Raw genomic sequence first — 25,868 nt, forward strand, 5'->3', positions numbered from 1 at the left:
CGCTCATCCTTGCGCACCCGTGGGCCGCGACGTGCGCGACGCGACGGGGCGGTCCTCGCGGCCGCCGGTGAGCAGCAGCTGCACGGCGGGCAGGCCGAGACCTGCCGCCAGCGGCCAGGCGAGGTCCTCGATCGGGGCCAGCCCGACGTGCAGGCCGAGCAGGTGCTCCTCCGAGTAGCGGAACAGGTCGGCGGCGATCATCACGTTGTCGAACACGACCGTCAGCACCAGCAGGGAGAGCATGGTCAGGCCCGTGGCCCGCCACCACCGCACACCGGGACGGTGCCGCAGCGCGGCGACGGCGAGGACCGTCGCGGCGAGGGCCAGGAACGGCAGGGCGAGCAGCGGATAGGTCATCCGTCGGACTCCTTGCGGGCCACCGCACCCAGCAGCCGCAGCCACCCGCCGTGCAGCACCAGGGTCAGGTAGCAGAGGAAGAGGATGAAGAAGATCTCCTCGATCGGCAGCTCGGGCAGCACCTCGAGGCCCGTCATGCCGGGGGAGTCACCGCGCTCGTAGATGCCGAGCGCGATCGCCACCAGGTCCCAGCACAGGAAGAAGCCGAGCCCGGCCAGCATCACCTTCGCCACCAGCACGCCGTCGGCGAACGCCGCCAGCCGCCAGCGCCGGTCCAGCAGGCCGACGCCGAGCGTCGAGCCGAGGATCGAGAGCAGGTAGAGCCAGCTCACCGCGGCGCCTCCGGCGAGGGTCCGGACGACCGGTCCCCACGCAGACGCTTGAGCACGAGCTCGGCGCTGATCAGGCACATCGGCAGGCCGATCCCGGGCACGGTGCTGGAGCCGGCGTAGTGCAGGCCGGCCACCTTGCGCGAGACGTTGCCGGCCCGGAAGAACGCGCTCTGGCGCAGCACGTGGCCGGGGCCGAGCACGCCGCCGGACCAGGCGTTGAGGTCGGTCGCGAAGTCGCCCGGGCCCACCGTGCGTCGTACGACGACCCGCCCAGCGAGGTCCGGCACGCCCGCCCAGGCCGCGACCTGGGCGATGGCGGCGTCGGCGACCTTCTCCACCACCGGGTCCCCGGCGCCGTCCTCGCCGCCGCGGCCCAGGCCGGGGTCGGCCGGAATCGGGACCAGGATGAAGATGTTCTCGTGGCCCGCCGGTGCCACCGAGGGGTCGGTGGCCGAGGGCCGGCACACGTACGACGACGCCGGGTCGGGCACCTGGCTGGGGGAGTCGAAGATCGCGCCGAAGTTGCGGTCCCAGTCCTCGGTGAAGAACAGCGAGTGGTGCGGCAGCTGCGGCAGCTCGCCGCGCACGCCGAGGTAGACCAGCACCGCGCCCGGGCCGGGGTCGCGCGAGCGCCACCACGACTCGGGGAAGGTCTGCAGCTCGCGCGGCAGCATCGTGGTCTCCACGTGGTGCAGGTCCGCGGCGGCGACCACGAGGTCGGCCTCGACGGTCTCCTGGGTGCCGTCGGCACGGGTGAGCGCCACCCCACGCGCCTGGGCGCGGCGTCGGCCCCGGCCACCGGGCGTGGTGAGGATGCGGGTCACGTCCGCCTCGGTGCGGACCTCGACGCCGGCCTTTCTCGCCAGCCGGTGCAGCGCCTCGACGAAGGTGGTGAACCCGCCCTGGGGGTAGCGCACGCCGTCGACCAGGTCGAGCCAGCTCATCAGGTGGTAGAGGCTCGGGGCGCGCCGTGGCGCGGTGCCGAGGAACACCGCGGGGTAGCCGAGCACCTGCTGCAGCCGCGGGTCGGTGACGTGCGCGGCGATGTGGTCGTGCAGGGAGCGGAACAGCAGCCGCATCAGCTCGGGCGTACGGCGCAGCACTTCGCCGCCGAGCAGGGCTCGCGGCGTCTCGAAGTTGCTGTACAGGAACCGCGACACCGAGAGCTCGTAGGTGCGTCGCCCGGAGTCCAGGTAGCGGCGCAGTGCCGCCCCGGCTCCCGGCTCGACCGACTCGAACAGCGCCACCGTCTGCTCGGCGTCGCCGGGGACGGTCAGCGGCTCGGGGTGTGACTCGTAGAAGACCCGGTAGGCCGGGTCGAGGCGGACCAGGTCGAGCTGCTCGGCGCTGGAGGTGCCGAGCATCGCGAAGAAGTGGTCGAAGACCTCCGGCATCAGGTACCACGAGGGGCCGGTGTCGAAGCGGAACCCGTCGCGGCTCCACAGCCCGGCGCGGCCGCCGACGTCCGCGTGCTTCTCCAGCAGGGTCACCTGCCAGCCGTCGTGGCCGAGCAGCGCGGCGGTCGCCAGGCCGGCGACGCCGCCGCCGACGACCACCACCCGGCGCCCACCGGACGTCGCAGCGCTCACCGCGCGGCCCGCTCTGCAGCCAGGCAGCGGGCGACGATCCGGGCCTTCGCGGGCCCCGGCACCCGGACCCGGCGACGGCGCAGCTCGGCGGCCGGCGTCTCGCCGATGCGGCGGACCAGGTCGCCGTACAGCGTGTGGGCGACCCGCACCGCACGCCGGGAGCCCGGAGGCAGGCCGGCGACGGCGAGAGCCGCGACCCGCAGGTCCTCGGTGACGTCGGCGAGCAGCCGGTCCCGGGTGGCGTCGTCGAGACGGGCGAGGTCGACGCCGGGGAAGTAGCTGCGTCCGAGCAGGTCGTGGTCGTCGCCCAGGTCGCGCAGGAAGTTGACCTTCTGGAACGCCGCCCCCAACCGGGCCGCCCCCGGCGCCAGCTCGGTGTAGCGCTCCTCGGTGCCGGGCTCGTCGGCCAGGAACGCCCGCAGGCACATCAGCCCGACGACCTCCGCGGAGCCGTGCACGTAGGCCGCGAAGCTCTCCTCGTCGTGCTCGGTGCGCTCGAGGTCCATCCGCATCGAGGTGAAGAACGGCGTGAGCAGGTCGGCGCCGACGCCGCACTCACGGGCGGCCAGGACGAAGGCGTGCACGACCAGGTTCGCGCTGTGCCCGCGGCGCAGCGCCGCGGTGACCTCGTCCTCGAGCGCGTCGAGGACCGCCCGGCGCGCGTCGGTGCCTGCGCCGGCCCGGGGCGCGTCCACGATCTCGTCGGCGACCCGGACCAGCGCGTAGAACGCCTGGATCCGCCCCCGCACGGGCTCCGGGAGCAGCCGGGAGGCGAGCCCGAAGGACGTGGAGTAGCGGCGCAGCACCAGCGCGGCGCTCTCCGCGGCCAGGGCGTCGTACGCCGCGGCCCCGGCCAGCGGCGCGGCGCCGCCGCGCATCAGCAGGCTCACCGGACGGCGGCCCGGGAAGGGACGGCTCGCAGCACGAGCAGGGGGTGGACCAGGGACACGCTTGACTCCTGCCGACGACGAAGCCCGGACGTTACCGCTCCAGGCAGTGAGCATTCGTCGCCGTGCGCGGAGCGGATTGGTCATCCGCTCCGAATCTCACATGGTGGGCAGGGCCCGCGTGGATCAGCGTCCCTGGAACTGCGGCGCGCGCTTCTCCAGGAACGCGCGCGGGCCCTCCTTGGCGTCCTCGGAGGAGAAGACCGCGGCCCCGACGCGGGCGTCGTCGGCCCAGCACTCGTCCTCGTGCTTGCCCTCGGAGTCCCGCATCGTCTGGAGGATCGCCTGCACCGCCAGCGGTCCGTTCGCGGCGATCTTGTCGGCGATGTCGTGCGCCTTGGCCAGGGCCTCGCCGTCGGGGACGACGTGGCCGATCAGGCCCAGCTCCTTGGCCTCCGGTGCGAGCAGGGTGCGCCCGGTGAGCAGCAGCTCGGCCGCCACGGTGTAGGGGATCTGGCGGGGGAGCCGGACGGCGGAGCCGCCCATCGGGTACAGCGACCACCGGGCCTCGGCGACCCCGAACTTGGCGGACTCACCGGCGACCCGGATGTCGGTGCCCTGCAGGATCTCGGTGCCGCCGGCGATGGCGGGCCCCTCCACCGCGGCGATCAGCGGCTTGGTCAGCCGGAAGCCCTTGAGCAGCCCCTTGATCACGGTGGGGTCGTACTCCCCGGACTCGAAGCTCTCCGACGGCGGCTTGGCGTCCGCGGTCTTGAGGTCCATGCCGGCGCAGAAGTAGCCGCCGGCGCCGGTCAGGATGCAGACCCGGATCTCGGGGTCGGAGTTGACCCGGTCCCAGGCCGACTCCATGATCCGCAGCATCTCGCTCGACAGCGCGTTGCGCCGGTGCGGGCGGTTCATGGTGACGATCAGCTTGTGGCCGTCCTGCTCCACGAGGCAGTCGGGTGCCTCGGTGGTGTCGGCGGAGGGGGAGGTGGCGGCATCGGTGGCGGACATGTGAACAACGCTAGCGAAAAAGTGAAACGTGTTCTACTGTCGGCGCCGTGGCCCTCAACATCGCCGATCTCTTCGAGCACGCCGTCGACGCCGTACCCGAGAAGCCTGCCGTGCAGGTGGGGGACCGCGTCATCACCTTCGCCGAGCTGGAGGCCGAGGCCAACAAGCTCGCCCACCACCTGCAGTCCCAAGGCATCGGGAAGGGGGACCACGTCGGGCTCTACGCCAAGAACAGCATCGAGCACGTGATCGCCCTGATCGCGATCCTCAAGGTGCGTGCGGTGTCGATCAACGTGAACTTCCGCTACGTCGCCGGTGAGCTGGAGTACCTCTTCGACAACGCCGACCTCGTCGGCCTCGTGCACGACCGGGTCTACGCGCCGCTGGTCGCCGAGGTCGCGCCGAAGGTGCCCGGCCTGAAGACCTTCGTCGCGGTGCCCAACCCGCTCGAGCCCGAGGACGCCAGCGACCTGTCCTCGTTCGGCGGCGTCACCCTCGAGGAGGCGGTGGAGGGTCAGTCGGACGCCCGCGACTTCGGCGAGCGCAGCCCCGACGACGTCCACATCATCTACACCGGCGGCACCACCGGCTTCCCCAAGGGCGTGATGTGGCGCCACGAGGACTTCTGGCGGGTGCTCGGTGGCGGCATCGACTTCATGACCGGCGAGCCGCTGGAGGAGTACGACCAGTCCAAGAAGGCCAAGGACGGCAGCCTCGTCACGCTGCCGCTGAGCCCCCTCATGCACGGCGGGGCGCAGGCGTCGCTGCTCATGCACCTCTTCGCCGGCCAGGTCACCATCCTCGAGCCCAAGTTCGACCCGGTGCGCACCTGGGAGCTGGTGGACAAGCACGGCGTGCAGATGCTCTTCATGACCGGCGACGCCATGGCCATCCCGCTCATCGACGCCTACGAGGCCGGCGGCTTCGACGGCCAGACCCTGTTCGCCATCGCCTCCAGCGCCGCGATCTTCTCCAAGTCGGTCAAGGAGCGCTGGATGAAGGCGTTCCCCAACGCCGTGTTCACCGACTCGATCGGCTCCTCGGAGACCGGCTTCCAGGGCACCGGGCTGCAGGACGCCAGCGCGCTGTCCACCGACGGCCCCGTCGTGTCGATCCCGGCCACCACCGTGGTCCTGGGCGACGACAACCGGCCGCTGGACCTGGTCAAGGACGTCGGCAGGATCGGCCGCACCGCACGCGCCGGCCACGTGCCGATCGGCTACTACAAGGACCCCGCGAAGTCGGCCAAGACGTTCATCGAGGTCGACGGCGTGCGCTACTCCATCCCGGGCGACAACGCCCGGATCGAGGAGGGCAACCGGATCACGCTGCTCGGCCGCGGCTCGAACTGCATCAACACCGGCGGGGAGAAGGTCTACCCCGAGGAGGTCGAGCAGGCGATCAAGGCACACCCCGGCGTGTACGACGTCCTCGTGGTCGGGCTGCCCGACCCCAAGTACGGCCAGGCGGTGACCGCCGTCGTCGAGCCGCGTCCCGGCGAGCAGGTCGAGCTCGAGGAGCTGCGCACCTTCCTGCGCGCCCACCTCTCCGGCTACAAGCTGCCCCGGGCGCTCACCATCGTCCCGGAGATCCCGCGCAACGCCACCGGCAAGGCGCAGTACCCCAAGGCCAAGGAGCTCGCCCTGGCCGAGCACGTCACCCTCCCCACCGACGCAGGAGCGAACGCCTGATGCGCACCCCGCTGTGCGATGCCTTCGGCATCGAGTACCCGATCTTCGCCTTCACCCCCTCCGAGCACGTCGCGGCCGCGGTCTCGCGCGCCGGCGGGCTCGGCGTGCTGGGCTGCGTGCGGTTCAACGACGCCGAGGAGCTCGACCGGGTCCTCACCTGGATGGACGAGAACACCGACGGCAAGCCGTACGGCGTCGACGTGGTGATGCCGATGAAGATCCCCACCGAGGGCACCTCGACCGACCTGTCGACGTACATCCCTGAGGAGCACAAGAAGTTCGTCGACGAGACGCTGCTCAAGCTCGGCGTGCCGCCGCTGCCCGAGGGCGAGGGCCGCGAGGGCGTGCTGGGCTGGCTGCACTCGATGGCGCGCTCCCACGTGGACGTCGCCCTGCAGCACCGGCCGGTGCTGATCGCGAACGCGCTCGGCACCCCGCCGAACGACGTGATCGAGGAGTGCCACGCCGCCGGCCTCAAGGTCGCCGCGCTGGCCGGTGCCCCCAAGCACGCCCAGAGCCACGTCTCCAACGGCGTCGACATCATCATCGCGCAGGGCTACGAGGCCGGCGGCCACACCGGAGAGATCGCCTCCATGGTGCTCACCCCGGACATCGTGGACGCCGTGGGCCCGAACGTCCCGGTGCTCGGCGCCGGCGGCATCGGCTCGGGCCGGCAGATCGCCGCCTCGCTGGGGCTGGGTGCGCAGGGCGTGTGGACCGGGTCGATCTGGCTCGGTACCGAGGAGTACCGCAACCTCGCCTCGAACCAGGGCTGGGAGACCGCGTTCCTGCGGGCGACGTCCTCCGACACCGTCCGCACCCGGATCTACACCGGCAAGCCGGCCCGGCTGCTCAAGACGAAGTGGACCGAGGCCTGGGCCGAGGACGGTGCCCCGGCGCCGCTGCCGATGCCGCTGCAGAACCTGCTCGTGGCCGACGCGCACAACCGGATCAACGCCTCCGGCGACCCCGACGTGATCTCGATGCCGATCGGTCAGATCGTCGGCCGGATGAACGAGGTCCGTCCCGTCGCCGAGGTCATGGCCGACCTGGTCGCGGAGTTCGAGGAGACGGTCAAGAAGCTCAACCAGGTGGCCGGCCTCTGAGCCGGTAGGTCCGGCCCCGCTCGTCGCGCATCCAGACGACGGGGCCGGTGGGCACGCCGGCGGCGGACAGCTCGCGCTTGAGCACCTTGTTGGTGGCGGTGCGGGGCAGCGAGTCGGCCGGGTGCACGTAGCGCGGCCACGCCTTGGGGGAGAGGTCGGCCTGCGCGGCGAGGAAGGCCTCCAGGCCGGCCGGGTCGAGCTCGCCGCGCAGCACCAGCGCCGCGGCGACCTGGTCGCCGACCTTGGCGTCGGGGACCGCGTAGACGGCGGCCTCGGCGACGGCGGGGTGGCGCAGCAGGATCCGCTCGATCGGTGCTGCGGCGAGGTTCTCCCCGTCCACCCGCAGCCAGTCGCCGGTGCGGCCGGCGAAGTAGATCCAGCCGTCGGCGTCGCGGTAGGCCAGGTCGCCGGACCAGTAGATGCCGTCCCGCATCCGCTCCGCCTCCGCGTCCGGGTCCTTGTAGTAGCCCGCGAACGCACCCGCGCCGGCGGTGTTGGCGAGCTCGCCGATCGCCTCGCTGGCGTTGACGAGGCGGCCCTCGGCGTCGAACACCGCGTCCGGCGTCGGCTGCCCGGTCTCGGGGTTGAGCACCTTCACTCCGTCCCGCGGCCAGCCGAGGCTGCCCGCCGGCATGCCCTCGCGGCGCTGCACGACCACGGCGTTCTCGGTGGAGGAGTAGGAGTCGACGACCTGGCAGCCGAACCGGTCGGCGAAGGCGGCGATGTCGCCCTCGTTCGCCTCGTTGCCGAACACCAGCCGCAGCGGGTTCTCCGCGTCGTCGGCCCGCTCGGGGGTGGCCAGCACGTAGGTCAGCGGCTTGCCGACGTAGTTGGCGTAGGTGGCGCCGAAGCGTCGTACGTCGGGCAGGAAGCCGGAGGCGCTGAACCGTGGCGCCAGCGCCACGGCGGTGCCGGTGGCCAAGGCCGGCGCCCAGCCCGCCATCACGGCGTTGGAGTGGAACAGCGGCATCGCGACGTACGCGACGTCCTGGCCCTCGACGCTGAGTCCGAACCGCTCGCCCAGCATGACGCCCGGGCCCGCGACCTTGCGGTGCGTCACCCGGACCGCCTTGGGGTCCCCGGAGGTGCCCGAGGTGAAGATCAGCATCAGCAGGTCGTCCGGGTCGAGCGCCACGTGGGGCACCGCGGCCCCGGCGTGCTCGGCCAGCAGCCGCTGCCACCGTGGCCCGGCCACGTCCAGCACCTGCACGCCCGACGCGGCCAGGTCGGCCGGCAGCAGGCCCGCGTGCTCGGCGTCGGTCAGCACCACCGAGGTGTCCGTGCGTACGACGTCCCCGGCCAGCGCCGCACCCCGCCGGGTGCTGTTCAGGCCGACGACGACCTGCCCGCCGAGCGCGGCGCCGGACAGGGTGAGCAGGAACTCCGGGTCGTTGGCCAGCAGCACGCCCACATGCGGCTCGCCGCCGGCCGCGAGCGCCGGGGCGAGCAGGTCGTCCAGCGCGGCGGCGCGCACGGACGCCTCGGCGACGACCTCGGCCCAGGACAACGACCGCTCCTCGCCCGGCGGCCCCCAGAGCAGGCCGGGCCGGTCGTCGGCGGACCGGGCGAGCAGCAGGTCGCGGACCGTGGGCACCGGCGCCGCCGCATCCGTCATCGGGGCGCCGTCATCAGGAGGCGAACGAGCGTCCGATGGCGAGCGCCTGCTCCGTGGCTCCACCGAAGAGCTGCTCGAACCGCTTGCCGCTGGTGAAGTAGCGGTGCGCCTCGCCGTCCAGGTCGATGCCCACACCACCGTGCACGTGCACGGTGGTGTGCGCGATCCGGTGCCCGGCGTCCGCGGCCCACAGCTTCGCGGTGGCGACCTCGGTCGCGGCCGGCAGGCCCTCCGCGAGGCGCCACACGGCCTGCCACAGGGTCAGCCGCTGCCCGAGGACGTCGATGAATCCGTCGGCCAGGCGCTGGGAGACCGCCTGGAAGGTGCCGATCGGGCGCCCGAACTGCTCCCGGGTGCGCGCGTAGCCCGCGGTGAGGCGCAGCGCGCCCTCACTCACGCCGAGCTGCTCGGCGGCGGCCGCGGTGACCAGCAGCTGGCCCAGCCGCTCCGCCGTCTCGGCATTCTCGCCCGCCGTGCCGATCCGGGTGGCCGGGGTGTCGGCGAACGTGACGAGCGCGGCGACGTCGCCGTCGCTGGTGTGCTGCGCGACCCGCTCCAGGCCGTCGGCGTCGGCGGGCACGAGGTAGACCCCGGCACCGTCGGCGCCGGTCGCGGTGACGACGAACGCGTCCGCGCGCATGCCGGCCCGGACCAGGGTCTTGGTGCCGCTCAGCGTGCCGTCGGCCGAGGCCCGGACGGTCGGCTCGGCCGGCAGGTGCGCGCGCTCCTCGGCGACGGCGGCCGCCAGCAGCACGGAGCCGTCCGCGGCGCCGGGCAGCCACGCCTGCTGCTGCTCGGGCGTGCCGTGCTCGGCCAGCAGCAGCGCGGCGGGGCCGTGCACGGCCAGCGGGACCGGCGCCACCCGGCGCCCGACCTCCACCAGCACGCGGGCCAGCTCGATCAGGCCGAGACCGGCACCGCCGTACGTCTCGGGCAGGTGCAGCGACAGCAGCCCGGCGCCGCCCAGCTCGGTCCACAGCTCGGCGTCGAACCGGTCGCCGGCGGCCTCGACGGCCTTGAGCCGGTCGTTGCCGGTGCGGTCGCCGAGGATGTTCGCGGCAAGGTCGGCCGCCTCGTCCTGCTCGGGGGTGAAGAGGAAGTCCATGTCGTGGGTCCGTCCTATCGCTTGGCGGCGGGCAGGCCGAGGCCGACGTAGCCGATGATGTCGCGCTGGATCTCGTTGGTGCCGCCGCCGAAGGTCATCACCAGCGAGGAGCGGAAATAGCGCTCCAGCCGGCCGGCGAGCACGGCGCCCGGCGACTCGGCGGTGACGTGGGCGTGCGGGCCGACGACCTCCATCAGCACCCGGTAGATCTCGGTGGCCAGCTCGGAGCCGTAGATCTTGGTCGCCGACGCCTCGGCGGGGGAGAGCTCCACGCCGTGGTCGGCGTCCGCGGCGAGCTTCCAGTTGATCAGGCTCAGCGCCTCGATCCGGGCGTGGGCTCGGCCCAGGGCGATCTGCACCCACTCGGCGTCGATGACGCGGCGGCCGTCGGGGTTGCGGGTCTCGGTGGCCCACTCCCGCACCAGCTTCAGCGACAGCGTCAGCGGCGCCGCGGAGGTCAGCGCGACCCGCTCGTGGTTGAGCTGGTTGGTCATCAGCGACCAGCCACCGCCGCGCTCGCCGACCAGGTTCTCCGCCGGCACCCGGACGTCGGAGTAGTAGGTGGCGGAGGTGTGCACGCCGGCGACCGTGTGCACCGGGGTGTAGGAGAAGCCCTCGGCGTCGGCGGGGACCAGGATCATCGAGAGCCCCTTGTGCCGCGGCGCGTCCGGCTCGGTGCGGCAGGCCAGCCAGATCCAGTCGGCGTACTGGATGAGCGAGGTCCACATCTTCTGCCCGTTGATCACCCACTCCCCGGACTCGGCCTCCCCGGACTCGGCGGCCTCGAGCACGGCCTTGGTCTGCAACGAGGCCAGGTCGGTGCCCGATCCCGGCTCGGAGTAGCCGATGGAGAAGTGCAGGTCGCCGGCCAGGATGCGGGGCAGGAAGTACTCCTTCTGCGCCGCCGAGCCGAACCGCATGATCGTCGGACCCACGGTGTTGAGGGTCAGGTAGGGGATCGGCACCCCGGCGACGGCAGCGGCGTCGGTGAAGATCAGCTGCTCGATCATGGACCGGGCCTGGCCGCCGTACTCCTTGGGCCAGCCGATCCCGAGCCAGCCGTCGCTGCCGATCTGGCGGATGACGTCGCGGTAGACCCCCGCCTCGCCGAACTCGCCGGTGGCCGACGCCAGACCGGCGCGGATCTCGGGGGTCACCAGCTGCGCGAAGTACTCACGAAGCTCCTCGCGCAGGGCGACCTGCTGCGGCTCAAGATCGATGTGCAATGCGGGCTCCTGTGAGGGCGATTCGTTTGCCGTTCCGGCCGGAAAACTATAACGTGTTCTACATGACCGACACCCGCCTTCTCGACCAGGGAGCCACGCCGCTGCGCTATGCCCGCGGTTGGCACTGCCTCGGACTCGCCTCGGACTTCCGCGACGGCAAGCCGCACGCGGTCGAGGGTTTCGGCACCAAGCTCGTGGTCTGGGTGGACGGCAAGGGCGAGCTCAACGTGCTCGACGGCTACTGCCGGCACATGGGCGGCGACCTGACCCAGGGCGAGGTCAAGGGGGACGAGATCGCGTGCCCGTTCCACGACTGGCGCTGGGGCGGCGACGGCAAGTGCAAGCAGATCCCCTACGCCCGCCGCGTCCCGCTGCGCGCGCGCACCCAGCGCTACGAGACCGCGCTGCGCAACGACCAGCTCTTCATCTGGCACGACCCCGAGGGCGCCAAGGCCGACCACGACATCCTGCCCCCGCAGCTGCCGGGGCTGGAGGAGGGTCTCTACACCGACTGGGTGTGGAACGCCGAGCACATCGAGGGCTCGCACTGCCGTGAGCTGATCGACAACGTCGTGGACATGGCGCACTTCTACTACGTGCACTTCTCGTTCCCGACGAGCTTCCGCAACGTCTTCGAGGGCCACACCGCGACCCAGTTCATGGAGTCCAAGGGCCGCCCCGACAAGGCGGGCGGCTACGGCTCGGCGGAGCTGTTCCTCAAGTCCGAGGCCACCTACTACGGGCCCTCGTACATGATCAACTGGCTCGAGGTCGACTACAAGGGCTTCGAGACCGAGGTCATCCTGATCAACACCCACATCCCGACCGGCGCGGACTCGTTCCTGCTGCAGTACGGGATCACGGTGAAGAAGCCCGAGGGCATGGACGACGACACCGCGAACTACATCGCGCGCAAGTACGCCGAGATGTTCGGCTCCGGGTTCCTGCAGGACGTGCACATCTGGAAGAACAAGGTGCCCGTGCAGAACCCGCTGCTGTGCGAGGAGGACGGGCCCGTCTACCAGCTGCGCCGCTGGTACGAGCAGTTCTACGTCGACGTCGCCGACATCGCCCCCGAGATGGTGGAGCGCTTCGAGTTCGAGGTCGACACCACCAAGGCCAACGAGTTCTGGCAGGAGGAGGTCGCCGAGAACCTCGCGCGGATGGCCGCCGACGAGAAGGCGGCTGCCGAGGCCGGCGCCGGCGGCGAGCCGCCGATCATGTCGGGGACCTGACGTGGCCTCCTTCGTCCCCACCAACCCGGAGACGCTGGAGGACCAGCGGCTCTACACGGAGGCGAGGCTGGTCGAGGTGGCCTGCCTGGACTGCCTGGCCCGGGTGCGGGTGAAGAAGAACTCCGAGCACCACACCTCCGTGCAGTGGAGCACCGAGGCGCTCGCCGCCTGTCCCGATCTGTCGCGGCGGGACCGCTCGTCCGCAAGGCGAGACGTGCACCGCCCCTGCCCACGCATGACGGCCAGCATCGAGGATGCTGTGCGCGCGGGGGACGTGCCCATCGGCGCGCTCGACGGGTACTGAGCAGCTCGTCCCCCTCCGGCAGCGGGCCACCGGCCCGCCGCCCGTCATCCGAGTGCAGAGAAGGTCGTGGGAAGTTCCGTGGACATCGAGTCCTTCGTTCTGGACGTCGTCGACGTGGTCGCCGAGACCGCCGACGCCACGTCGATCAGCTTCGCCGTGCCCGCGGGCGCCGAGGAGAAGTTCGCCTACAAGCCCGGTCAGTTCCTGACCGTGGCGGTGCCCAGTGACCGCGACGGCCTCGCCGCGCGCTGCTACTCGCTGTCCAGCAGCCCCCACGACGACGGTCCGTTGACGGTGACCGTCAAGCGCACCGCCGACGGCTACGCCTCGAACTGGCTGTGCGACAACGTCACGGTGGGCGACACCCTGCGGGTGCTGCCGCCCTCAGGCATCTTCACCCCGGCCTCCCTCGACGCCGACCTGCTGCTCTTCGCCGGCGGCTCCGGCGTCACCCCGATCATGTCGATCGTGCGCACCGCGCTCGCCCACGGCACCGGACGCATCGTCGTGCTCTACGCCAACCGGGACGAGAAGTCGGTCATCTTCGCCGGCGAGCTGTCCCGGCTCGCCGCCGAGCATCCGGAGCGCCTGCAGGTCATCCACTGGCTGGAGTCCGTCCAGGGCCTGCCGACGGCGGAGCAGATGCGCGCCTTCGCCGCCCAGCACCCCGACCACGACACTTTCGTGTGTGGACCGGCCCCCTTCATGAAGATGGTCACCGGCGTGCTCAAGGAGCTCGGGGTGCCCCGCGAGCGCCGCCACCAGGAGAAGTTCGTCTCCCTGGGCGGCAACCCGTTCGGCGACGTCGCGGAGGTGCGCGCAGCGGAGGAGGAGGTCGCTGCGGCCGAGGCCGACGACGACGCCGCGGCCGCCGACGTGTTCGCCGACGCCCCTGTCGGGCCGGTCAAGCTCGAGGTCGAGCTCGACGGGGAGGAGCACACCTTCGACGACTGGGACCCGCGCACCAAGCTGCTCGACTTCTTGGAGTCCAAGGGCGTCAAGGCGCCCTACTCGTGTCGCGAGGGCGAGTGCTCGGCGTGCGCGATCCGGATGGTCGAGGGGGACGTGCGGATGCTGCACAACGACGTCCTCGACGACGACGACCTCGCCGACGGCATCCGGCTCGGCTGCCAGGCCGTGCCGCTGACCGACCGGGTGAAGGTCAGCTACAGCTGAGGAGTCTTCGCCGGCAGGTGTCGGGTCGCCGTGTCACGGTAGGGCCATGACCACCGCCGTGCCGGGACCCGACGGACTGCCGCGCTGCGCCTGGGCGCTGGGCAGCGAGGAGATGCTCGCCTACCACGACGACGAGTGGGGCTTCCCGGTCCACGACGACCGCCGGCTCTTCGAGAAGGTCTGCCTGGAGGGCTTCCAGTCCGGGCTGAGCTGGCTCACCATCCTGCGCAAGCGCCCCGCCTTCCGCGAGGCCTTCGCCGACTTCGACATGGAGGTCGTGGCCCGGTTCGACGCCAGCGACGTCGACCGGCTGCTCGCCGACACCCGGATCATCCGGCACCGCGGCAAGATCGAGGCGGCCATCAACAACGCCGGCCGGGCGCTCGAGCTCGTCGCGGAGCAGGGGTCGTTGGCGTCGTACCTGTGGGGGTTCGAGCCCTCGGCGGCCGAGCTCGGTGAGCCGCAGTCGTTGACCACCTCGCCGGCCTCCGTCGCGCTGTCGAAGGACCTCAAGCGGCGTGGGTGGAAGTTCGTCGGGCCGACCACGATGTTCGCGCTGATGCAGGCGATGGGCTTGGTCAACGACCACGCGCTGGGCTGCGTGACGCGGGAGCAGGTCGCCCAGGCGCGCGCCCGGCTGCCGCGGCCGGCCTGAGCCCCACCATCGGCGAGCGGACTACCAGCCGCGCTCGCGCCACTCGGCCAGGTGCGGCCGCTCCGCGCCGAGGGTGGAGTCGTCGCCGTGCCCGGGGTAGAACCACGTGTCGTCGGGCAGTGGGGCGAAGATCTTCGTCTCGACCTGGTCGATGAGCGTGGCGAACGCGGCGGCGTCGCCGAACGTGTTGCCCACGCCGCCGGGGAACAGCGAGTCCCCGGTGAACAGGTGCGCGGGTCCCTGCGGGTCGCGATAGAGCAGGCAGATCGAGCCCGGCGTGTGACCGGCGATCGCGATGACCTCGAGCCGCGTGTCGCCGACCTGCACCGTGTCACCGTCCGAGACCCGCCGGTCCACGGCGACGCCGGTCTGCTCGGTGATGGCGTCGGCGTCCGGCTCGCCGGCGACCACGCTCGCGTCGGTCGCGGCCACGACCTCGGCCAGCGCCCGGTGGTGGTCCCAGTGTCGGTGGGTGGTGACCACGGTGCCCAGGCCCGCCTCGCCGACGAGGTCGAGCAGCAGGGGCGCGTCGGCGGCGGCATCGACCAGGGCCTGCTCGCCCGTGGCCGTGCAGCGCAGCAGGTAGCAGTTGTTCGACATCTTCTCGTCGACCGCGACCTTGGTGATGGTCAGGCCGGGCAGCTCGCGGGTCTGGGGCTCGCCGCCGACGGTGACGTCTCCGAGGTAGGTCATGGGCACATCCTCGCACCGCTCCCACCGGGCGGCGTGTCGGCTCAGCCCGCCTCAGCCCGGCAACGCGGGCAGCACACCGGCCGAGCAGGTCACCGCCCCGCCCGCGTCGCGGCCGCTGGACCACCACGCGAGGGCGGCCAGCGGACCGCTGACCACGGGAGCCTCGGGGCCGACCTCGCCGAACGCCCAGCTGCCGCCGGTGTCGGTGGCCTCGACCCGCAGCCCCGCCGAGGCGTGCACCCGGGCGTCGCGACGCAGGAACCGCTCGGCGGTGCGCGCCGGCCAGTCGGCGGGGGAGTAGCCCACGAGCAGGTCGGCGTGGTGGATCTCCACCTCGCGCAGCCGCATCCCGGGGATCACGCCGGCGCGCAGCACCGGCCCGCCGGGGGTGCGCTCGAACGTCGCGTCCACCGGCACCTCGCCGGCGGCCACCAGCGCAGCGTCGAGCTCGGCGGCGGAGTCGTGCAGCCGTCGTCGTACGACGTCCGGCGCAGCGGCGGCGAGGTCGACGATGTCGCGGTCCCGGGCCTCGACGGAGGCGTAGGTGTTGGCCGGGACGCCGGCGACGAGGCCGCGCAGCACGCCGGTGAGCCCCTCGGCGTTCAGCGCGAGGTGCGCCAGCACGTGTGCCCGGCTCCAGCCGGCGCAGACGCTCGGCGCTGCCCAGTCGGCATCGCGCAGCACGTCGGCTGCCTGCAGCAGGCGCCGCGTGGCGGCCCGCAGGTCGGCGTGCAGCTCCGCGTGCCGCCCGGAGCCGAGGCAGTCGCCGGCGCCCTGTGCCTCGTGGTGTGACGTCACCCACCCATCATGCCCGGGATCGCGTCGTTGTCGGCGGTGGGTGAGAGGCTTGGAGACGGTCGCGGTGGCTTGTTCCCCCGCCCTAGAATGGCGAACGCTTGTTCGAAGACGTCGATCACCCGAGAGGAACCGAGGACCGGAAGTGACCGACCAGCTGATCATTCGTGGCGCGCGCGAGCACAATCTCAAGGACGTCTCGATCGACCTGCCGCGAGACTCGCTCATCGTCTTCACCGGTCTCTCCGGCTCCGGCAAGTCCAGCCTGGCCTTCGACACCATCTTCGCGGAGGGGCAGCGCCGCTACGTCGAGTCGCTCTCGGCGTACGCCCGGCAGTTCCTCGGGCAGATGGACAAACCCGACGTCGACTTCATCGAGGGCCTCTCGCCCGCGGTCTCGATCGACCAGAAGTCGACCTCGAAGAACCCGCGCTCGACCGTCGGCACGATCACCGAGGTCTACGACTACCTCCGACTGCTCTACGCGCGCGCCGGCCGCGCGCACTGCCCGACCTGCGGTGCGCCGATCGAGCAGCAGAGCCCCCAGCAGATCGTCGACCGCGTGATGGCGATGGAGGAGGGCACCCGGTTCCAGGTGCTCGCCCCCGTCGTGCGCGGGCGCAAGGGCGAGTTCGTCGACCTGTTCGCCGAGCTGCAGGCCCAGGGCTTCTCCCGGGCCCGGGTCGACGGTGAGCTGCACCAGCTCGCCGACCCGCCGAAGCTCGACAAGAAGTACAAGCACAACATCGAGGTCGTCGTCGACCGTCTCGCCGTCAAGGAGACCGCCAAGCGGCGGCTGACGGACTCGGTGGAGACCGCCCTCGGCCTGGCCTCGGGCCTCGTCGTCTTCGACCTCGTCGACGCCGGCAAGGAGCTGAAGTTCTCCGAGCGGATGGCGTGCCCCAACGACCACCCGATCGAGACCGACGACCTGGAGCCCCGCTCGTTCTCGTTCAACTCGCCGTTCGGCGCGTGCCCGGCCTGTGTCGGCCTGGGCACCCGGATGGAGGTCGACCCCGAGCTCGTGGTGCCCGACCCGACCGCCACCCTGGCCGAGGGCGCGCTGCAGCCGTGGAGCCACGCCCACGTCGCCGACTACTTCGGCCGGCTGCTCGTCGCGCTGGGCGAGGAGCTCGGCTTCGACGTCGACACCCCGTGGGAGCAGCTGCCCGCCAAGGCCCGCAAGGCGGTGCTCGAGGGCCACTCGACGAAGGTCCACGTCGTCACCCGGAACCGCTACGGCCGCCAGCGCTCCTACTACGCCGAGTTCGAGGGCGTGAAGAAGTACGTCGAGCGCCGCCACCGCGAGGCGGAGAGCGACACGAGCCGCGAGCGGTTCGAGGGCTTCATGCGCGAGGTGCCCTGCCCGGTCTGTCACGGCAGCCGGCTCAAGCCGGTGTCCATGGCCGTCACCCTCGGCGCGAAGGACTCCCCGAACGGCACCGGCGGGCTCAACATCGCCGAGGTCTGCGCGCTGCCGATCAACGAGGCGGCCGCCTACCTGGCCGACCTCGACCTGAGCCCGCGCGAGCGCCAGATCGGTGAGCGCGTGCTCAAGGAGATCCAGGAGCGGCTCGCGTTCCTGCTCGACGTGGGCCTGGACTACCTGTCCCTGGATCGCCCCTCCGGCTCGCTCTCCGGTGGTGAGGCGCAGCGGATCCGGCTCGCCACCCAGATCGGTGCCGGCCTCGTCGGCGTGCTCTACGTGCTGGACGAGCCGTCCATCGGCCTGCACCAGCGCGACAACCAGAAGCTGATCGAGACCCTGGTCCGGCTCAAGGACCTCGGCAACACCCTGATCGTCGTCGAGCACGACGAGGACACCATCAGGGTCGCCGACTGGATCGTCGACATCGGTCCCGGAGCCGGCGAGCACGGCGGTCAGGTGGTGCACTCCGGCAGCGTCAAGGGCCTGCTGGAGCACCCGGACTCGCTGACCGGGCAGTACCTGTCCGGTCGCCGGGAGATCCCGGTACCCGCCGTCCGGCGCCCCCGCACCGTCGGGCGTGCGCTCACGGTGCACGGCGCCCACGAGAACAACCTCAAGGACGTCACCGTCGACTTCCCGCTGGGGGTGTTCTGCGCGGTCACCGGTGTCTCCGGCTCGGGGAAGTCGACGCTGGTCAACGACATCCTCTACACCTCGCTGGCCAAGCAGATCTACAACGCCCGCACCATCCCCGGGCGGCACCGCAAGATCACCGGACTCGAGCACGTGGACAAGGTGATCCACGTCGACCAGTCCCCGATCGGCCGCACGCCGCGCTCCAACCCGGCGACGTACACCGGGGTCTTCGACCACGTGCGCAAGCTGTTCGCGCAGACGCCCGAGGCGAAGATGCGCGGCTACCAGCAGGGGCGGTTCTCGTTCAACGTCAAGGGCGGCCGGTGCGAGGCGTGCGCCGGCGACGGCACGATCAAGATCGAGATGAACTTCCTGCCCGACGTCTACGTGCCGTGCGAGGTCTGCCACGGCGCCCGCTACAACCGCGAGACGCTCGAGGTGCACTACAAGGGCAAGACCATCGCCGAGGTCCTCGACATGCCCATCGAGGAGGCGCTGGACTTCTTCGCCGCGGTCCCCGCGATCGCCCGGCACATGCAGACCCTGGTCGAGGTCGGGCTCGGCTACGTGCGCCTCGGCCAGCCCGCGACCACGCTGTCCGGCGGCGAGGCGCAGCGGGTCAAGCTCGCCGCGGAGCTGCAGAAGCGGTCCACCGGCCGCACCGTCTACGTCCTCGACGAGCCCACGACCGGGCTGCACTTCGAGGACATCCGCAAGCTGCTGGGCGTGCTGTCGAGCCTGGTCGACAAGGGCAACACCGTGCTGGTGATCGAGCACAACCTCGACGTCATCAAGACCGCCGACTGGATCATCGACATGGGTCCCGAAGGTGGTTCCCGCGGCGGCATGGTCGTGGTCGAGGGCACGCCGGAGGAGGTCGCGGCGCACGAGGAGAGCCACACCGGCCACTACCTCCGTCCGCTGCTGGAGGGACGTGCCGCGGCTCAGCCCGGCAAGCCGCGCAAGGCGCCCGCGGAGGACACCGGGAAGCCGGCGAAGAAGACGGCGACGCGCAAGAGCGCCGCGGCCCGCCGGGTCGCGAAGTCCTCCTAGGGCCTCGCCTCGGTGTGGCCGGTGGCCCGGGTCCTAGCCTGGGTGTCATGAGCGCACGGTTGAGCAGGAGGCAGACCCTGGCGGGGGTGACCACGGTCGCCCTGGGGCTGCCCGTGCTGAGCGCCTGCGCCGAGGGCAGCACCACCGCGACCGACCCCGCGCCGCGCCGCACACCGGCCCCACCGAGCCCGCCGCAGCCGACGTCCAGCGCTCCGGCGACGACAGTTCCCGCCTCGCCCGGCGCCGGGGATGCCCTGGTCGCGGCCGCGGACGTGCCCGTGGGCGGCGGCGTCGTGCTGAAGGACGCCGAGATCGTGGTCACGCAGCCGAGGCCGGGGGAGTTCAAGGCGTTCTCCGCGATCTGCACCCACAATCGCTGCCTGGTGAGCTCGGTGGAGGACGGCGAGATCGTGTGCCCCTGCCACCGCAGCACGTTCGCCGTGGCCGACGGTGCGCACACCGGTGGCCCGGCAGCCGGCCCGCTGCCCCAGGTCGCCGTCGAGGTCGACGGCGACCAGGTGGTGCGCGGGTGAGCGGATGGCCTGCGGGCTAGGACACCCGGAGGCCGTGCCCGGCCGCGGCGCGCCACGCCTCGTCGCGCGGCGAACGGCGCCGCGCCAACCGGGCGTCGAGCAGGGCGCCCGCCTCGACCGGCCGCTCGGCCCGCAGCAGCGCCGCGATCCGGATCTCCTCGACCAGCTCCCGCTGGGCGTCCGACCCGCCCAGGCGCCAGGTCTGCGGCGCCAGCGCGGCCAGCGCGTCCGCCGTGCCGCCGCAGTCACCATCGACCATCCGGGCGAGGGCGCGCGCCAGCGGGCCGGCGACCTCCCGGTGTGCGGGGGACGCCTGCGTAGTGCACCACCGGGCCAGGCGCTCCAGCCCGGTGCGGTCGCCGGTGGCGAGCAGCGCGACCGCGACGTGCATCGCGAGGAAGGCGGTGCTGGGTCGCTCGACGACCCGTTCCCCGACCGCCACCAGCACCTCGTCGAGGCCCGGGACGTCGGTGGCGCCAGGGGTGAGCGACCAGCGCAGCAGCAGGGAGCCGGTGTCCACCAGCGCGCGACAGCCGACGGCGTCGTGTGGCTGCAGTTCGCGCAGGTAGCGTGCGCGGACCGCAGCGAGGTCGCCGAGCGTGAGCTCGTGCAACGCGGCGTGCCAGGAGAAGTGGGTCAGGCTGTCCACGCCCGCACCGGCGTCGTTGATCCAGCCGTCCAGCCAGGACAGGCCGCTCTCGTGGTCACCGGTCTCGTAGTGGGCGTGCGCCCGGGCGTGCGCGGCGTGGCCGCCGCCGGGGTCGGCCTGCAGCGAGCGGCACGACAGCTCCATCGCCTCGCCGAAGCGTCGCTGCTCGGAGCGGACGAAGGCGAGCAGGCCGGCCAGCCACGGGTCGTCGCCGTAGGCGGGGGCGGCGGCCTCGACGATGCCGCAGCCGCGGTCGGGCGCGTCGGCCAGGCCGGCGAACGCGATGGTCGGCATCGCCACCGTGAGCAGCAGTGCGTCACGCGGGTACGCCGCCAGGTGGGCGAGCAGCGCCGTGGAGTCGCCCTGCAGGTGCCGGTCCACGGCGTGCACGTGGCTGCGCTCGCGCTCGCTGGCGCGGGCGGCGTGCAGCCGGGCGTCGGCGAGCCGGCCCTGGGTGTCGACCTGCACGCACATCTCGTGCCCGACGAGCGCGAGTGCCGCATGCCCGAGGGCGAAGGTCGGGTCGAGGACCAGCGCCATCGCGATCTGCTCCGCCGCACCTGCCCGCAGGCGCACCAGGTCGTGCACCCCGGCGGTGTAGGCCTCGGCCGCCTCCACGCTCGTGGTCAACACGTACCCGTACCGATCCCGACAGCGCATAAGTCCAGTAAACCACTATGGTTAGTCTCGGATGGCTCTGTCGGTCCCGATCCGTAGGGTTGGAGGCGTGTCACCCGCCCTGAGCTATCGGCCGAAGCCCGGCTCGATCCCCACCCAGCCAGGGGTCTACCGGTTCCGGGACCGCAACCACCGGGTGATCTACGTGGGCAAGGCGAAGAACCTCCGCGCGCGCCTGTCGTCGTACTTCGCCGACATCGCCACGCTGCACCCTCGCACGGCCACGATGGTCACCACCGCGACGTCGGTGGAGTGGACCGTGGTGGGCACCGAGGTCGAGGCGCTGCAGCTGGAGTACTCCTGGATCAAGGAGTACGACCCTCGCTTCAACGTCAAGTACCGCGACGACAAGTCCTACCCCTGGCTCGCCGTCACGGTCTCCGAGGAGTTCCCGCGCGTGATGGTGGGCCGCGGCGCGAAGCGGAAGGGCACCCGCTACTTCGGCCCGTACAGCCACGCGTGGGCGATCCGCGAGACCGTCGACATCCTGCTGCGGGTCTTCCCGATGCGCTCGTGCAGCAACGGCGTGTTCAAGCGCTCCGCGCAGATCGGCCGTCCCTGCCTGCTCGGCTACATCGACAAGTGCGCCGCGCCCTGCGTCGGCAACGTCTCCGCCGAGCAGCACCGCGAGATCGTCGACGACTTCTGCGAGTTCATGGCGGGGCGCACCCGGCCGTTCATGAAGCGGATCGAGGCGCAGATGTACGCCGCCTCCGAGGAGCTCGACTTCGAGCGGGCCGCCCGTCTGCGCGACGACCTCGGCGCCATGAAGAAGGCGCTGGAGAAGCAGGCGGTCGTGCTCGGCGACGGCTCCGACGCCGACGTCATCGCGCTCGCCGAGGACCCGCTCGAGGTCGCCGTACAGGTCTTCTACGTCCGCGGCGGGCGGATCCGCGGTCAGCGCGGCTGGGTCGCCGACCGCACCGACGAGGGCGACACCTCGGCCCTGGTCGAGGACTTCCTGCTCCAGCTCTACGCCGGGGTCTCCGCCGAGGACGCCCGCGACGCCGTCCCCCGGGAGATCCTCGTGCCCGAGCTGCCGCCGGAGGTGGAGACCTTCGAGCGGCTGCTCAGCGACCTGCGCGGCTCCCGCGTCGAGATCCGGGTGCCGCAGCGCGGCGACAAGCGCACCCTGCAGGAGACGGTCCAGCGCAACGCCGCGGAGTCGCTCGCGCTGCACAAGACCAAGCGGGCCAGCGACCTCACCACCCGCAACCGCGCGCTGGCCGAGATCGCCGAGGCGCTGGAGCTCGACGAGGCCCCGCTGCGCATCGAGTGCTACGACGTCTCCCACATCCAGGGCACCGAGATCGTCGCCTCGATGGTGGTCTTCGAGGACGGCCTGTCCCGCAAGGGGGAGTACCGCCGGTTCGTGATCCGCGACCAGGAGGGCTCCGACGACGTCGCGGCGATGCACGAGGTGATCACCCGGCGCTTCCGCCGCCTCCTCGACGAGCAGGCGCGGTCCGAGCTGCGTCCCGGCGACGGCGAGGGCAGCGGCCCGATGCTCGTCGACCCGGACACCGGCCGACCCCGGAAGTTCGCCTACGCGCCGGGCCTGGTCGTCGTCGACGGCGGCCCGCCGCAGGTGGCCGCGGCGCAGCGCGCCCTGGACGAGCTCGGCATCGACGACATCCCCGTGTGCGGCCTCGCCAAGCGCCTGGAGGAGGTGTGGCTGCCCGGGCAGGAGGACCCGGTCATCCTGCCGCGCACCTCCGAGGGCCTCTACCTGCTGCAGCGGGTGCGCGACGAGGCCCACCGCTTCGCGATCGCCCACCACCGCAACCGCCGCTCCAAGTCGATGGTGGAGAGCGTGCTCGACGGCGTCCCGGGCCTCGGCGAGGTACGACGCAAGACGCTGCTGCGCCACTTCGGCTCCCTGCGCAAGCTCCGCGCCGCGTCCGTGGAGGAGATCGCGGCGGCACCGGGCATCGGTCCGCGCACGGCCGAGGCCATCAAGCAGGCCCTTGCCGGGGAGGACGCCGCCCACGCGAAGCCATCCTCGGCCACAATGGGCACCATGAACCAGGACGTGGCCGCCGATGGCTAAGCACGCCGACCCCATCTCCGGCCCGCTGGTCGTGATCACGGGGATGACCGGTGCCGGGCGCAGCACGGCGGCGAAGGAGCTGGAGGACCTCGGCTTCTACGTGGTGGACAACCTGCCGCCAGGACTGCTCGCCGACGTGGTCCGGCTCGTCGACGACAGCCACGGTCCCGCCCAGGCGATCGCCGTCGTCGTCGACGTGCGCTCCGGCTCCTTCTTCCAGGGCCTGCGCAGCGCCCTGGCGCACGGCGTGGGCGGGCGCGAGGTGACGCTCGTCTTCCTCGACGCCGACGACCAGGTGCTCGTGCGACGGCAGGAGGCGGCCCGGCGACCGCACCCGCTGCAAGGGGGCGGCCGGCTGCTCGACGGGTTGGAGCGGGAGCGGGTCGTGCTGGCGGACCTGCGCGCCGATGCGGACCTGGTGATCGACACCAGCAACCTCAACGTGCACCAGCTGACCGACCGGATCGCGGACGCGTTCGGCTCCACCGAGAGCACCCGGCTGCGGGTGAGCGTGATCAGCTTCGGGTTCAAGCACGGCATCCCGGTCGACGCCGACTACCTGGCCGACATGCGCTTCCTGCCCAACCCGCACTGGGTCCCCGAGCTGCGCCCGCGCACCGGTCAGGACCCCGAGGTCGCCGACTACGTGCTGCACCGCGATGGCGCGGCACAGTTCCTCGACGCCTACGTCCCGCTCCTCGAGGGCGTCGCCGCGGGCTACGTGCGCGAGGGCAAGCGATTCATGCGCGTCGCCATCGGCTGCACCGGCGGCAAGCACCGCAGTGTCGCCATGAGCGAGGAGATCTGCCGCCGGCTGCAGGACGCGGGCTACTCCGCACGGGTCTTCCACCGCGACCTGGGGCGGGAGTGAGCGGTGGGTGAGGACTCCCTCCCGACCGCCCCTGTCACCAGCTCGACCGCGCGTGCACAGTCGATCGTGGCGCTCGGTGGCGGGCACGGCCTGCACGCCTCCCTGAGCGCGCTGCGCCGGCTGCTCGACGACCTCACCGTCGACGAGCTCACGGCGGTCGTGACGGTCGCCGACAACGGCGGTTCGTCCGGGCGGTTGCGGGGAGAGTTCGGCGTCCTCCCGCCGGGCGACCTGCGGATGGCGCTGGCCGCGCTGTGCGGTGACGACGAGTGGGGAGACACCTGGGCTCGGGTGCTGCAGCACCGCTTCACCGGCGACGGCGAGATGCGCGGCCACGTGGTCGGCAACCTCCTCATCGTCGGGCTCTGGGACCTCCTCGGCGACCACGTCGACGCGCTCGACTGGGTCGGTCGTCTGCTGGGCGCCCGCGGGCGCGTGCTGCCGATGGCACTGACGCCGATGGACATCACCGCCGAGGTCCGCGGCCTGGTGCCGGGCGACCCTGACGCGCTGACCAGCGTGCGGGGCCAGGTCGAGATCGCCACCACTGAGGGCGTGATCAGCTCCATCGCGCTGGAGCCGCACTCCCCGCCGGTGAGCCCCGCGGTCGTGTCGGCCATCGACGAGGCCGACTGGGTCGTCCTGGGCCCGGGCTCCTGGTTCACCTCCGTCCTGCCGCACCTGCTCGTGCCGGACCTGAGCGCCGCGCTGGCGAGCACCCGCGGGCGCGTGGTGGTCGTGCTCAACCTCGCCGAGCAGGAGGGGGAGACGGGTGGCTTCGGGCCGGCCGACCACCTCGCGGTGCTGGCCGAGCACGCGCCCGCCCTGGCCATCGACACCGTGCTCGCCGACCGCGCGTCGGTGGGTGCGGACCTGTCCGAGCTGGAGGAGATGGTCGCCGCCCTCGGTGCGCGCCTGGTCCTCGACGAGGTGGCCGCCGAGGACGGCACTGCCCGGCACGACCCGGAGAAGCTGGCGGCCGCCTACGAGCGGATCTTCCGCGCGGGCTGAGCCCTCCTGGGCGCCCTGCCGGGGCGCGGCGTGAGCCGTCAGACACCCTGCGCCTGGGCTGTCCGGGCACTTGGCGAGGGCTGTTGACCTCCGTGGGAGGATCATCGCCATGGCGATGACGGCACAGGTGAAGGCGGAGCTGGCCAATACCTCGGTCACGAAGGCCTGTTGCCGCAAGGCCGAGGTCGCCTCGACGCTGCGCTTCGCGGGCGGCCTGCACATCGTCAGCGGCCGGATCGTCGTGGAGGCCGAGCTCGACACCGGCGCGGCCGCCCGCCGGCTGCGCAAGGACATCGCCGAGATCTACGGCCAGAGCTCCGACGTGGTCATGGTGCAGGGCACCGGGCTGCGCAAGGGCAGCCGCTACATCGTCCGGGTCGCCCGTGACGGCGAGGCGCTGGCGCGACAGACCGGCCTGCTCGACCAGCGCGGGCGCCCGGTGCGCGGCCTGCCGCCTGCCGTCGTCTCCGGTGGTGCCTGTGACGCCGTCGCGGCCTGGCGCGGCGCCTTCCTCGCCCACGGCTCGCTGACCGAGCCGGGTCGCTCCTCCTCGCTCGAGGTGACCTGCCCCGGCTCGGAGGCGGCGCTCGCCCTGGTCGGTGTCGCCCGCCGGCTCGGCATCCACGCCAAGGCCCGCGAGGTGCGCGGCGTGGACCGCGTGGTCATCCGCGACGGCGACGCCATCGGCCAGCTGCTCACCCGGCTCGGCGCCCACGAGACCCTGATGGCCTGGGAGGAGCGCCGGATGCGGCGCGAGGTCCGGGCGACCGCCAACCGGCTGGCCAACTTCGACGACGCCAACCTCCGACGCTCCGCTCGCGCCGCGGTGACCGCCGGCGCGCGGGTGGAACGGGCCATGGAGATCCTCGGCGAGGAGGTCCCCGACCACCTCCGGATGGCCGGCGAGCTCCGGCTCGAGCACAAGCAGGCCTCGCTCGAGGAGCTCGGCCAGCTGCACGAGCCCGTCCTGACCAAGGACGCCATCGCCGGTCGGATCCGCCGGCTGCTGGCCATGGCCGACAAGCGTGCCGAGGAGCTGGGCATCCCCGACACCGAGGCGTCGCTGACCCCGGAGATGCTCGCCGAGGAAGGCTGAGCCACCGCCTCTCGCGTCGCCGCGAGCCCCGGGTCGCTCCCGGGAATCGTGATCCAGGTCACTTCGAGTCTCCCGCCTC

At 72.3% G+C, this 25,868-nt stretch carries 23 protein-coding genes; 12 read left to right on the plus strand and 11 right to left on the minus strand.

What is annotated here, in order from left to right; genetic code table 11:
* Window positions 1-3: 3 nt before the first annotated feature.
* From KG111_RS08595 to KG111_RS08615, 5 genes are all read right to left on the minus strand, one after another.
* Complete coding sequence (locus tag KG111_RS08595) at window positions 4-357, minus strand: lycopene cyclase domain-containing protein (protein ID WP_205290230.1); 354 nt, start codon at window positions 355-357, stop codon at window positions 4-6.
* Window positions 354-689, minus strand: coding sequence for a lycopene cyclase domain-containing protein (locus KG111_RS08600; protein ID WP_205290231.1), 336 nt, complete (start codon window positions 687-689; stop codon window positions 354-356). Before KG111_RS08600 ends, KG111_RS08595 begins: the two co-directional genes overlap by 4 nt.
* Window positions 686-2,278, minus strand: coding sequence for a phytoene desaturase family protein (gene crtI, locus KG111_RS08605; RefSeq protein WP_205290232.1), 1,593 nt, complete (start codon window positions 2,276-2,278; stop codon window positions 686-688). The genes KG111_RS08600 and crtI overlap by 4 nt, the downstream gene beginning before the upstream one ends.
* Window positions 2,275-3,168: a phytoene/squalene synthase family protein gene (locus KG111_RS08610; protein ID WP_205290233.1), complete on the minus strand. Its 894-nt coding sequence runs from the start codon at window positions 3,166-3,168 to the stop codon at window positions 2,275-2,277. Before KG111_RS08610 ends, crtI begins: the two co-directional genes overlap by 4 nt.
* Before the next feature lie 183 nt (window positions 3,169-3,351).
* Entirely contained in the window at window positions 3,352-4,182 is an 831-nt protein-coding gene (locus KG111_RS08615; RefSeq protein ID WP_205290234.1) for a crotonase/enoyl-CoA hydratase family protein, read from the minus strand.
* A 47-nt stretch (window positions 4,183-4,229) separates the two neighbouring features.
* On the opposite strand from KG111_RS08615, the gene KG111_RS08620 reads away from it, so the two are divergent.
* Window positions 4,230-5,873, plus strand: a complete 1,644-nt coding sequence (locus KG111_RS08620) for an acyl-CoA synthetase (protein ID WP_205290235.1) — start codon at window positions 4,230-4,232, stop codon at window positions 5,871-5,873.
* Window positions 5,873-6,979 (plus strand): NAD(P)H-dependent flavin oxidoreductase, encoded by a 1,107-nt coding sequence (locus KG111_RS08625; protein ID WP_205290236.1) that lies wholly within the window; start codon window positions 5,873-5,875, stop codon window positions 6,977-6,979. Before KG111_RS08620 ends, KG111_RS08625 begins: the two co-directional genes overlap by 1 nt.
* Here the strand turns inward: KG111_RS08625 and KG111_RS08630 are convergent.
* The 3 genes from KG111_RS08630 to KG111_RS18475 are packed head-to-tail and all read right to left on the minus strand — an operon-like array spanning window position 6,957 to window position 10,925.
* Window positions 6,957-8,594: an AMP-binding protein gene (locus tag KG111_RS08630; RefSeq protein WP_205290237.1), complete on the minus strand. Its 1,638-nt coding sequence runs from the start codon at window positions 8,592-8,594 to the stop codon at window positions 6,957-6,959. The two genes, KG111_RS08625 and KG111_RS08630, sit on opposite strands and share 23 nt — an antisense overlap.
* A 13-nt stretch (window positions 8,595-8,607) precedes the next feature.
* A complete protein-coding gene (locus KG111_RS08635) occupies window positions 8,608-9,699 on the minus strand; it encodes an acyl-CoA dehydrogenase family protein (RefSeq protein WP_205290238.1) in 1,092 nt (363 codons plus the stop codon).
* A 14-nt stretch (window positions 9,700-9,713) separates the two neighbouring features.
* On the minus strand, window positions 9,714-10,925 hold the full coding sequence (locus KG111_RS18475) for an acyl-CoA dehydrogenase family protein (RefSeq protein ID WP_205290239.1): 1,212 nt from the start codon (window positions 10,923-10,925) through the stop codon (window positions 9,714-9,716).
* 62 nt (window positions 10,926-10,987) lie between these two features.
* Between KG111_RS18475 and KG111_RS08645 the strand changes: the two genes are divergently transcribed.
* The 4 genes from KG111_RS08645 to KG111_RS08660 all read left to right on the plus strand — a co-directional run bounded on the left by KG111_RS08645 (window position 10,988) and on the right by KG111_RS08660 (window position 14,295).
* Entirely contained in the window at window positions 10,988-12,160 is a 1,173-nt protein-coding gene (locus KG111_RS08645; RefSeq protein ID WP_205290240.1) for a 3-ketosteroid-9-alpha-monooxygenase, oxygenase component, read from the plus strand.
* A 1-nt stretch (window position 12,161) separates the two neighbouring features.
* Window positions 12,162-12,464: a hypothetical protein gene (locus tag KG111_RS08650; RefSeq protein WP_205290241.1), complete on the plus strand. Its 303-nt coding sequence runs from the start codon at window positions 12,162-12,164 to the stop codon at window positions 12,462-12,464.
* A 78-nt stretch (window positions 12,465-12,542) separates the two neighbouring features.
* Window positions 12,543-13,640 carry a ferredoxin--NADP reductase gene (locus KG111_RS08655; RefSeq protein ID WP_205290242.1) on the plus strand — a complete coding sequence of 366 codons (1,098 nt, stop codon included), beginning with the start codon at window positions 12,543-12,545 and terminating at the stop codon, window positions 13,638-13,640.
* Between the two features lie 46 nt (window positions 13,641-13,686).
* Window positions 13,687-14,295, plus strand: coding sequence for a DNA-3-methyladenine glycosylase I (locus tag KG111_RS08660; RefSeq protein ID WP_205290243.1), 609 nt, complete (start codon window positions 13,687-13,689; stop codon window positions 14,293-14,295).
* Between the two features lie 21 nt (window positions 14,296-14,316).
* Here KG111_RS08660 and KG111_RS08665 read toward each other — a convergent pair whose 3' ends face one another.
* Together KG111_RS08665 and KG111_RS08670 are read right to left on the minus strand one after the other, a co-directional pair.
* On the minus strand, window positions 14,317-14,988 hold the full coding sequence (locus KG111_RS08665; RefSeq protein WP_205290244.1) for an MBL fold metallo-hydrolase: 672 nt from the start codon (window positions 14,986-14,988) through the stop codon (window positions 14,317-14,319).
* Between the two features lie 51 nt (window positions 14,989-15,039).
* Window positions 15,040-15,786, minus strand: coding sequence for a maleylpyruvate isomerase family mycothiol-dependent enzyme (locus tag KG111_RS08670; protein WP_205290245.1), 747 nt, complete (start codon window positions 15,784-15,786; stop codon window positions 15,040-15,042).
* A 142-nt stretch (window positions 15,787-15,928) separates the two neighbouring features.
* Here KG111_RS08670 and uvrA point away from each other — a divergent pair, with 142 nt between their 5' ends.
* Together uvrA and KG111_RS08680 are read left to right on the plus strand one after the other, a co-directional pair.
* Window positions 15,929-18,901, plus strand: coding sequence for an excinuclease ABC subunit UvrA (uvrA, locus tag KG111_RS08675; RefSeq protein ID WP_205290246.1), 2,973 nt, complete (start codon window positions 15,929-15,931; stop codon window positions 18,899-18,901).
* 47 nt (window positions 18,902-18,948) lie between these two features.
* Window positions 18,949-19,434 (plus strand): Rieske (2Fe-2S) protein, encoded by a 486-nt coding sequence (locus KG111_RS08680; protein ID WP_205290247.1) that lies wholly within the window; start codon window positions 18,949-18,951, stop codon window positions 19,432-19,434.
* Between the two features lie 16 nt (window positions 19,435-19,450).
* On the opposite strand, the gene KG111_RS08685 is transcribed toward KG111_RS08680, so the two are convergent.
* Window positions 19,451-20,716, minus strand: a complete 1,266-nt coding sequence (locus KG111_RS08685; RefSeq protein ID WP_249666362.1) for a tetratricopeptide repeat protein — start codon at window positions 20,714-20,716, stop codon at window positions 19,451-19,453.
* Between the two features lie 58 nt (window positions 20,717-20,774).
* Here KG111_RS08685 and uvrC point away from each other — a divergent pair, with 58 nt between their 5' ends.
* The 4 genes from uvrC (at window position 20,775) to whiA (ending at window position 25,789) form a co-directional block, all read left to right on the plus strand.
* Window positions 20,775-22,811, plus strand: a complete 2,037-nt coding sequence (gene uvrC, locus KG111_RS08690) for an excinuclease ABC subunit UvrC (protein ID WP_372440123.1) — start codon at window positions 20,775-20,777, stop codon at window positions 22,809-22,811.
* Complete coding sequence (gene rapZ / locus KG111_RS08695; RefSeq protein WP_205290250.1) at window positions 22,804-23,682, plus strand: RNase adapter RapZ; 879 nt, start codon at window positions 22,804-22,806, stop codon at window positions 23,680-23,682. Before uvrC ends, rapZ begins: the two co-directional genes overlap by 8 nt.
* Window positions 23,683-23,685: 3 nt before the next feature.
* A complete protein-coding gene (locus tag KG111_RS08700; RefSeq protein WP_249666363.1) occupies window positions 23,686-24,693 on the plus strand; it encodes a gluconeogenesis factor YvcK family protein in 1,008 nt (335 codons plus the stop codon).
* Between the two features lie 109 nt (window positions 24,694-24,802).
* Window positions 24,803-25,789: a DNA-binding protein WhiA gene (whiA, locus tag KG111_RS08705; protein WP_205290251.1), complete on the plus strand. Its 987-nt coding sequence runs from the start codon at window positions 24,803-24,805 to the stop codon at window positions 25,787-25,789.
* Window positions 25,790-25,868 lie beyond the last annotated feature (79 nt).

Origin of the sequence: Nocardioides faecalis, from assembly GCF_018388425.1 — a bacterium.
Taxonomy (GTDB): Bacteria; Actinomycetota; Actinomycetes; order Propionibacteriales; family Nocardioidaceae; genus Nocardioides; species Nocardioides faecalis.

Bases quoted from the DNA above. Each gene is read 5' to 3' on its own strand.
- KG111_RS08615 (WP_205290234.1), bottom strand. From the start codon at position 4,182: ATGTCCGCCACCGATGCCGCCACCTCCCCCTCCGCCGACACCACCGAG.
- whiA (WP_205290251.1), top strand. From the start codon at position 24,803: ATGGCGATGACGGCACAGGTGAAGGCGGAGCTGGCCAATACCTCGGTC.
- uvrC (WP_372440123.1), top strand. From the start codon at position 20,775: ATGGCTCTGTCGGTCCCGATCCGTAGGGTTGGAGGCGTGTCACCCGCC.
- rapZ (WP_205290250.1), top strand. From the start codon at position 22,804: ATGGCTAAGCACGCCGACCCCATCTCCGGCCCGCTGGTCGTGATCACG.
- KG111_RS08665 (WP_205290244.1), bottom strand. From the start codon at position 14,988: ATGACCTACCTCGGAGACGTCACCGTCGGCGGCGAGCCCCAGACCCGC.
- KG111_RS08680 (WP_205290247.1), top strand. From the start codon at position 18,949: ATGAGCGCACGGTTGAGCAGGAGGCAGACCCTGGCGGGGGTGACCACG.
- KG111_RS08635 (WP_205290238.1), bottom strand. From the start codon at position 9,699: ATGGACTTCCTCTTCACCCCCGAGCAGGACGAGGCGGCCGACCTTGCC.
- KG111_RS08645 (WP_205290240.1), top strand. From the start codon at position 10,988: ATGACCGACACCCGCCTTCTCGACCAGGGAGCCACGCCGCTGCGCTAT.
- KG111_RS08630 (WP_205290237.1), bottom strand. From the start codon at position 8,594: ATGACGGATGCGGCGGCGCCGGTGCCCACGGTCCGCGACCTGCTGCTC.
- KG111_RS08595 (WP_205290230.1), bottom strand. From the start codon at position 357: ATGACCTATCCGCTGCTCGCCCTGCCGTTCCTGGCCCTCGCCGCGACG.
- KG111_RS08625 (WP_205290236.1), top strand. From the start codon at position 5,873: ATGCGCACCCCGCTGTGCGATGCCTTCGGCATCGAGTACCCGATCTTC.
- KG111_RS08660 (WP_205290243.1), top strand. From the start codon at position 13,687: ATGACCACCGCCGTGCCGGGACCCGACGGACTGCCGCGCTGCGCCTGG.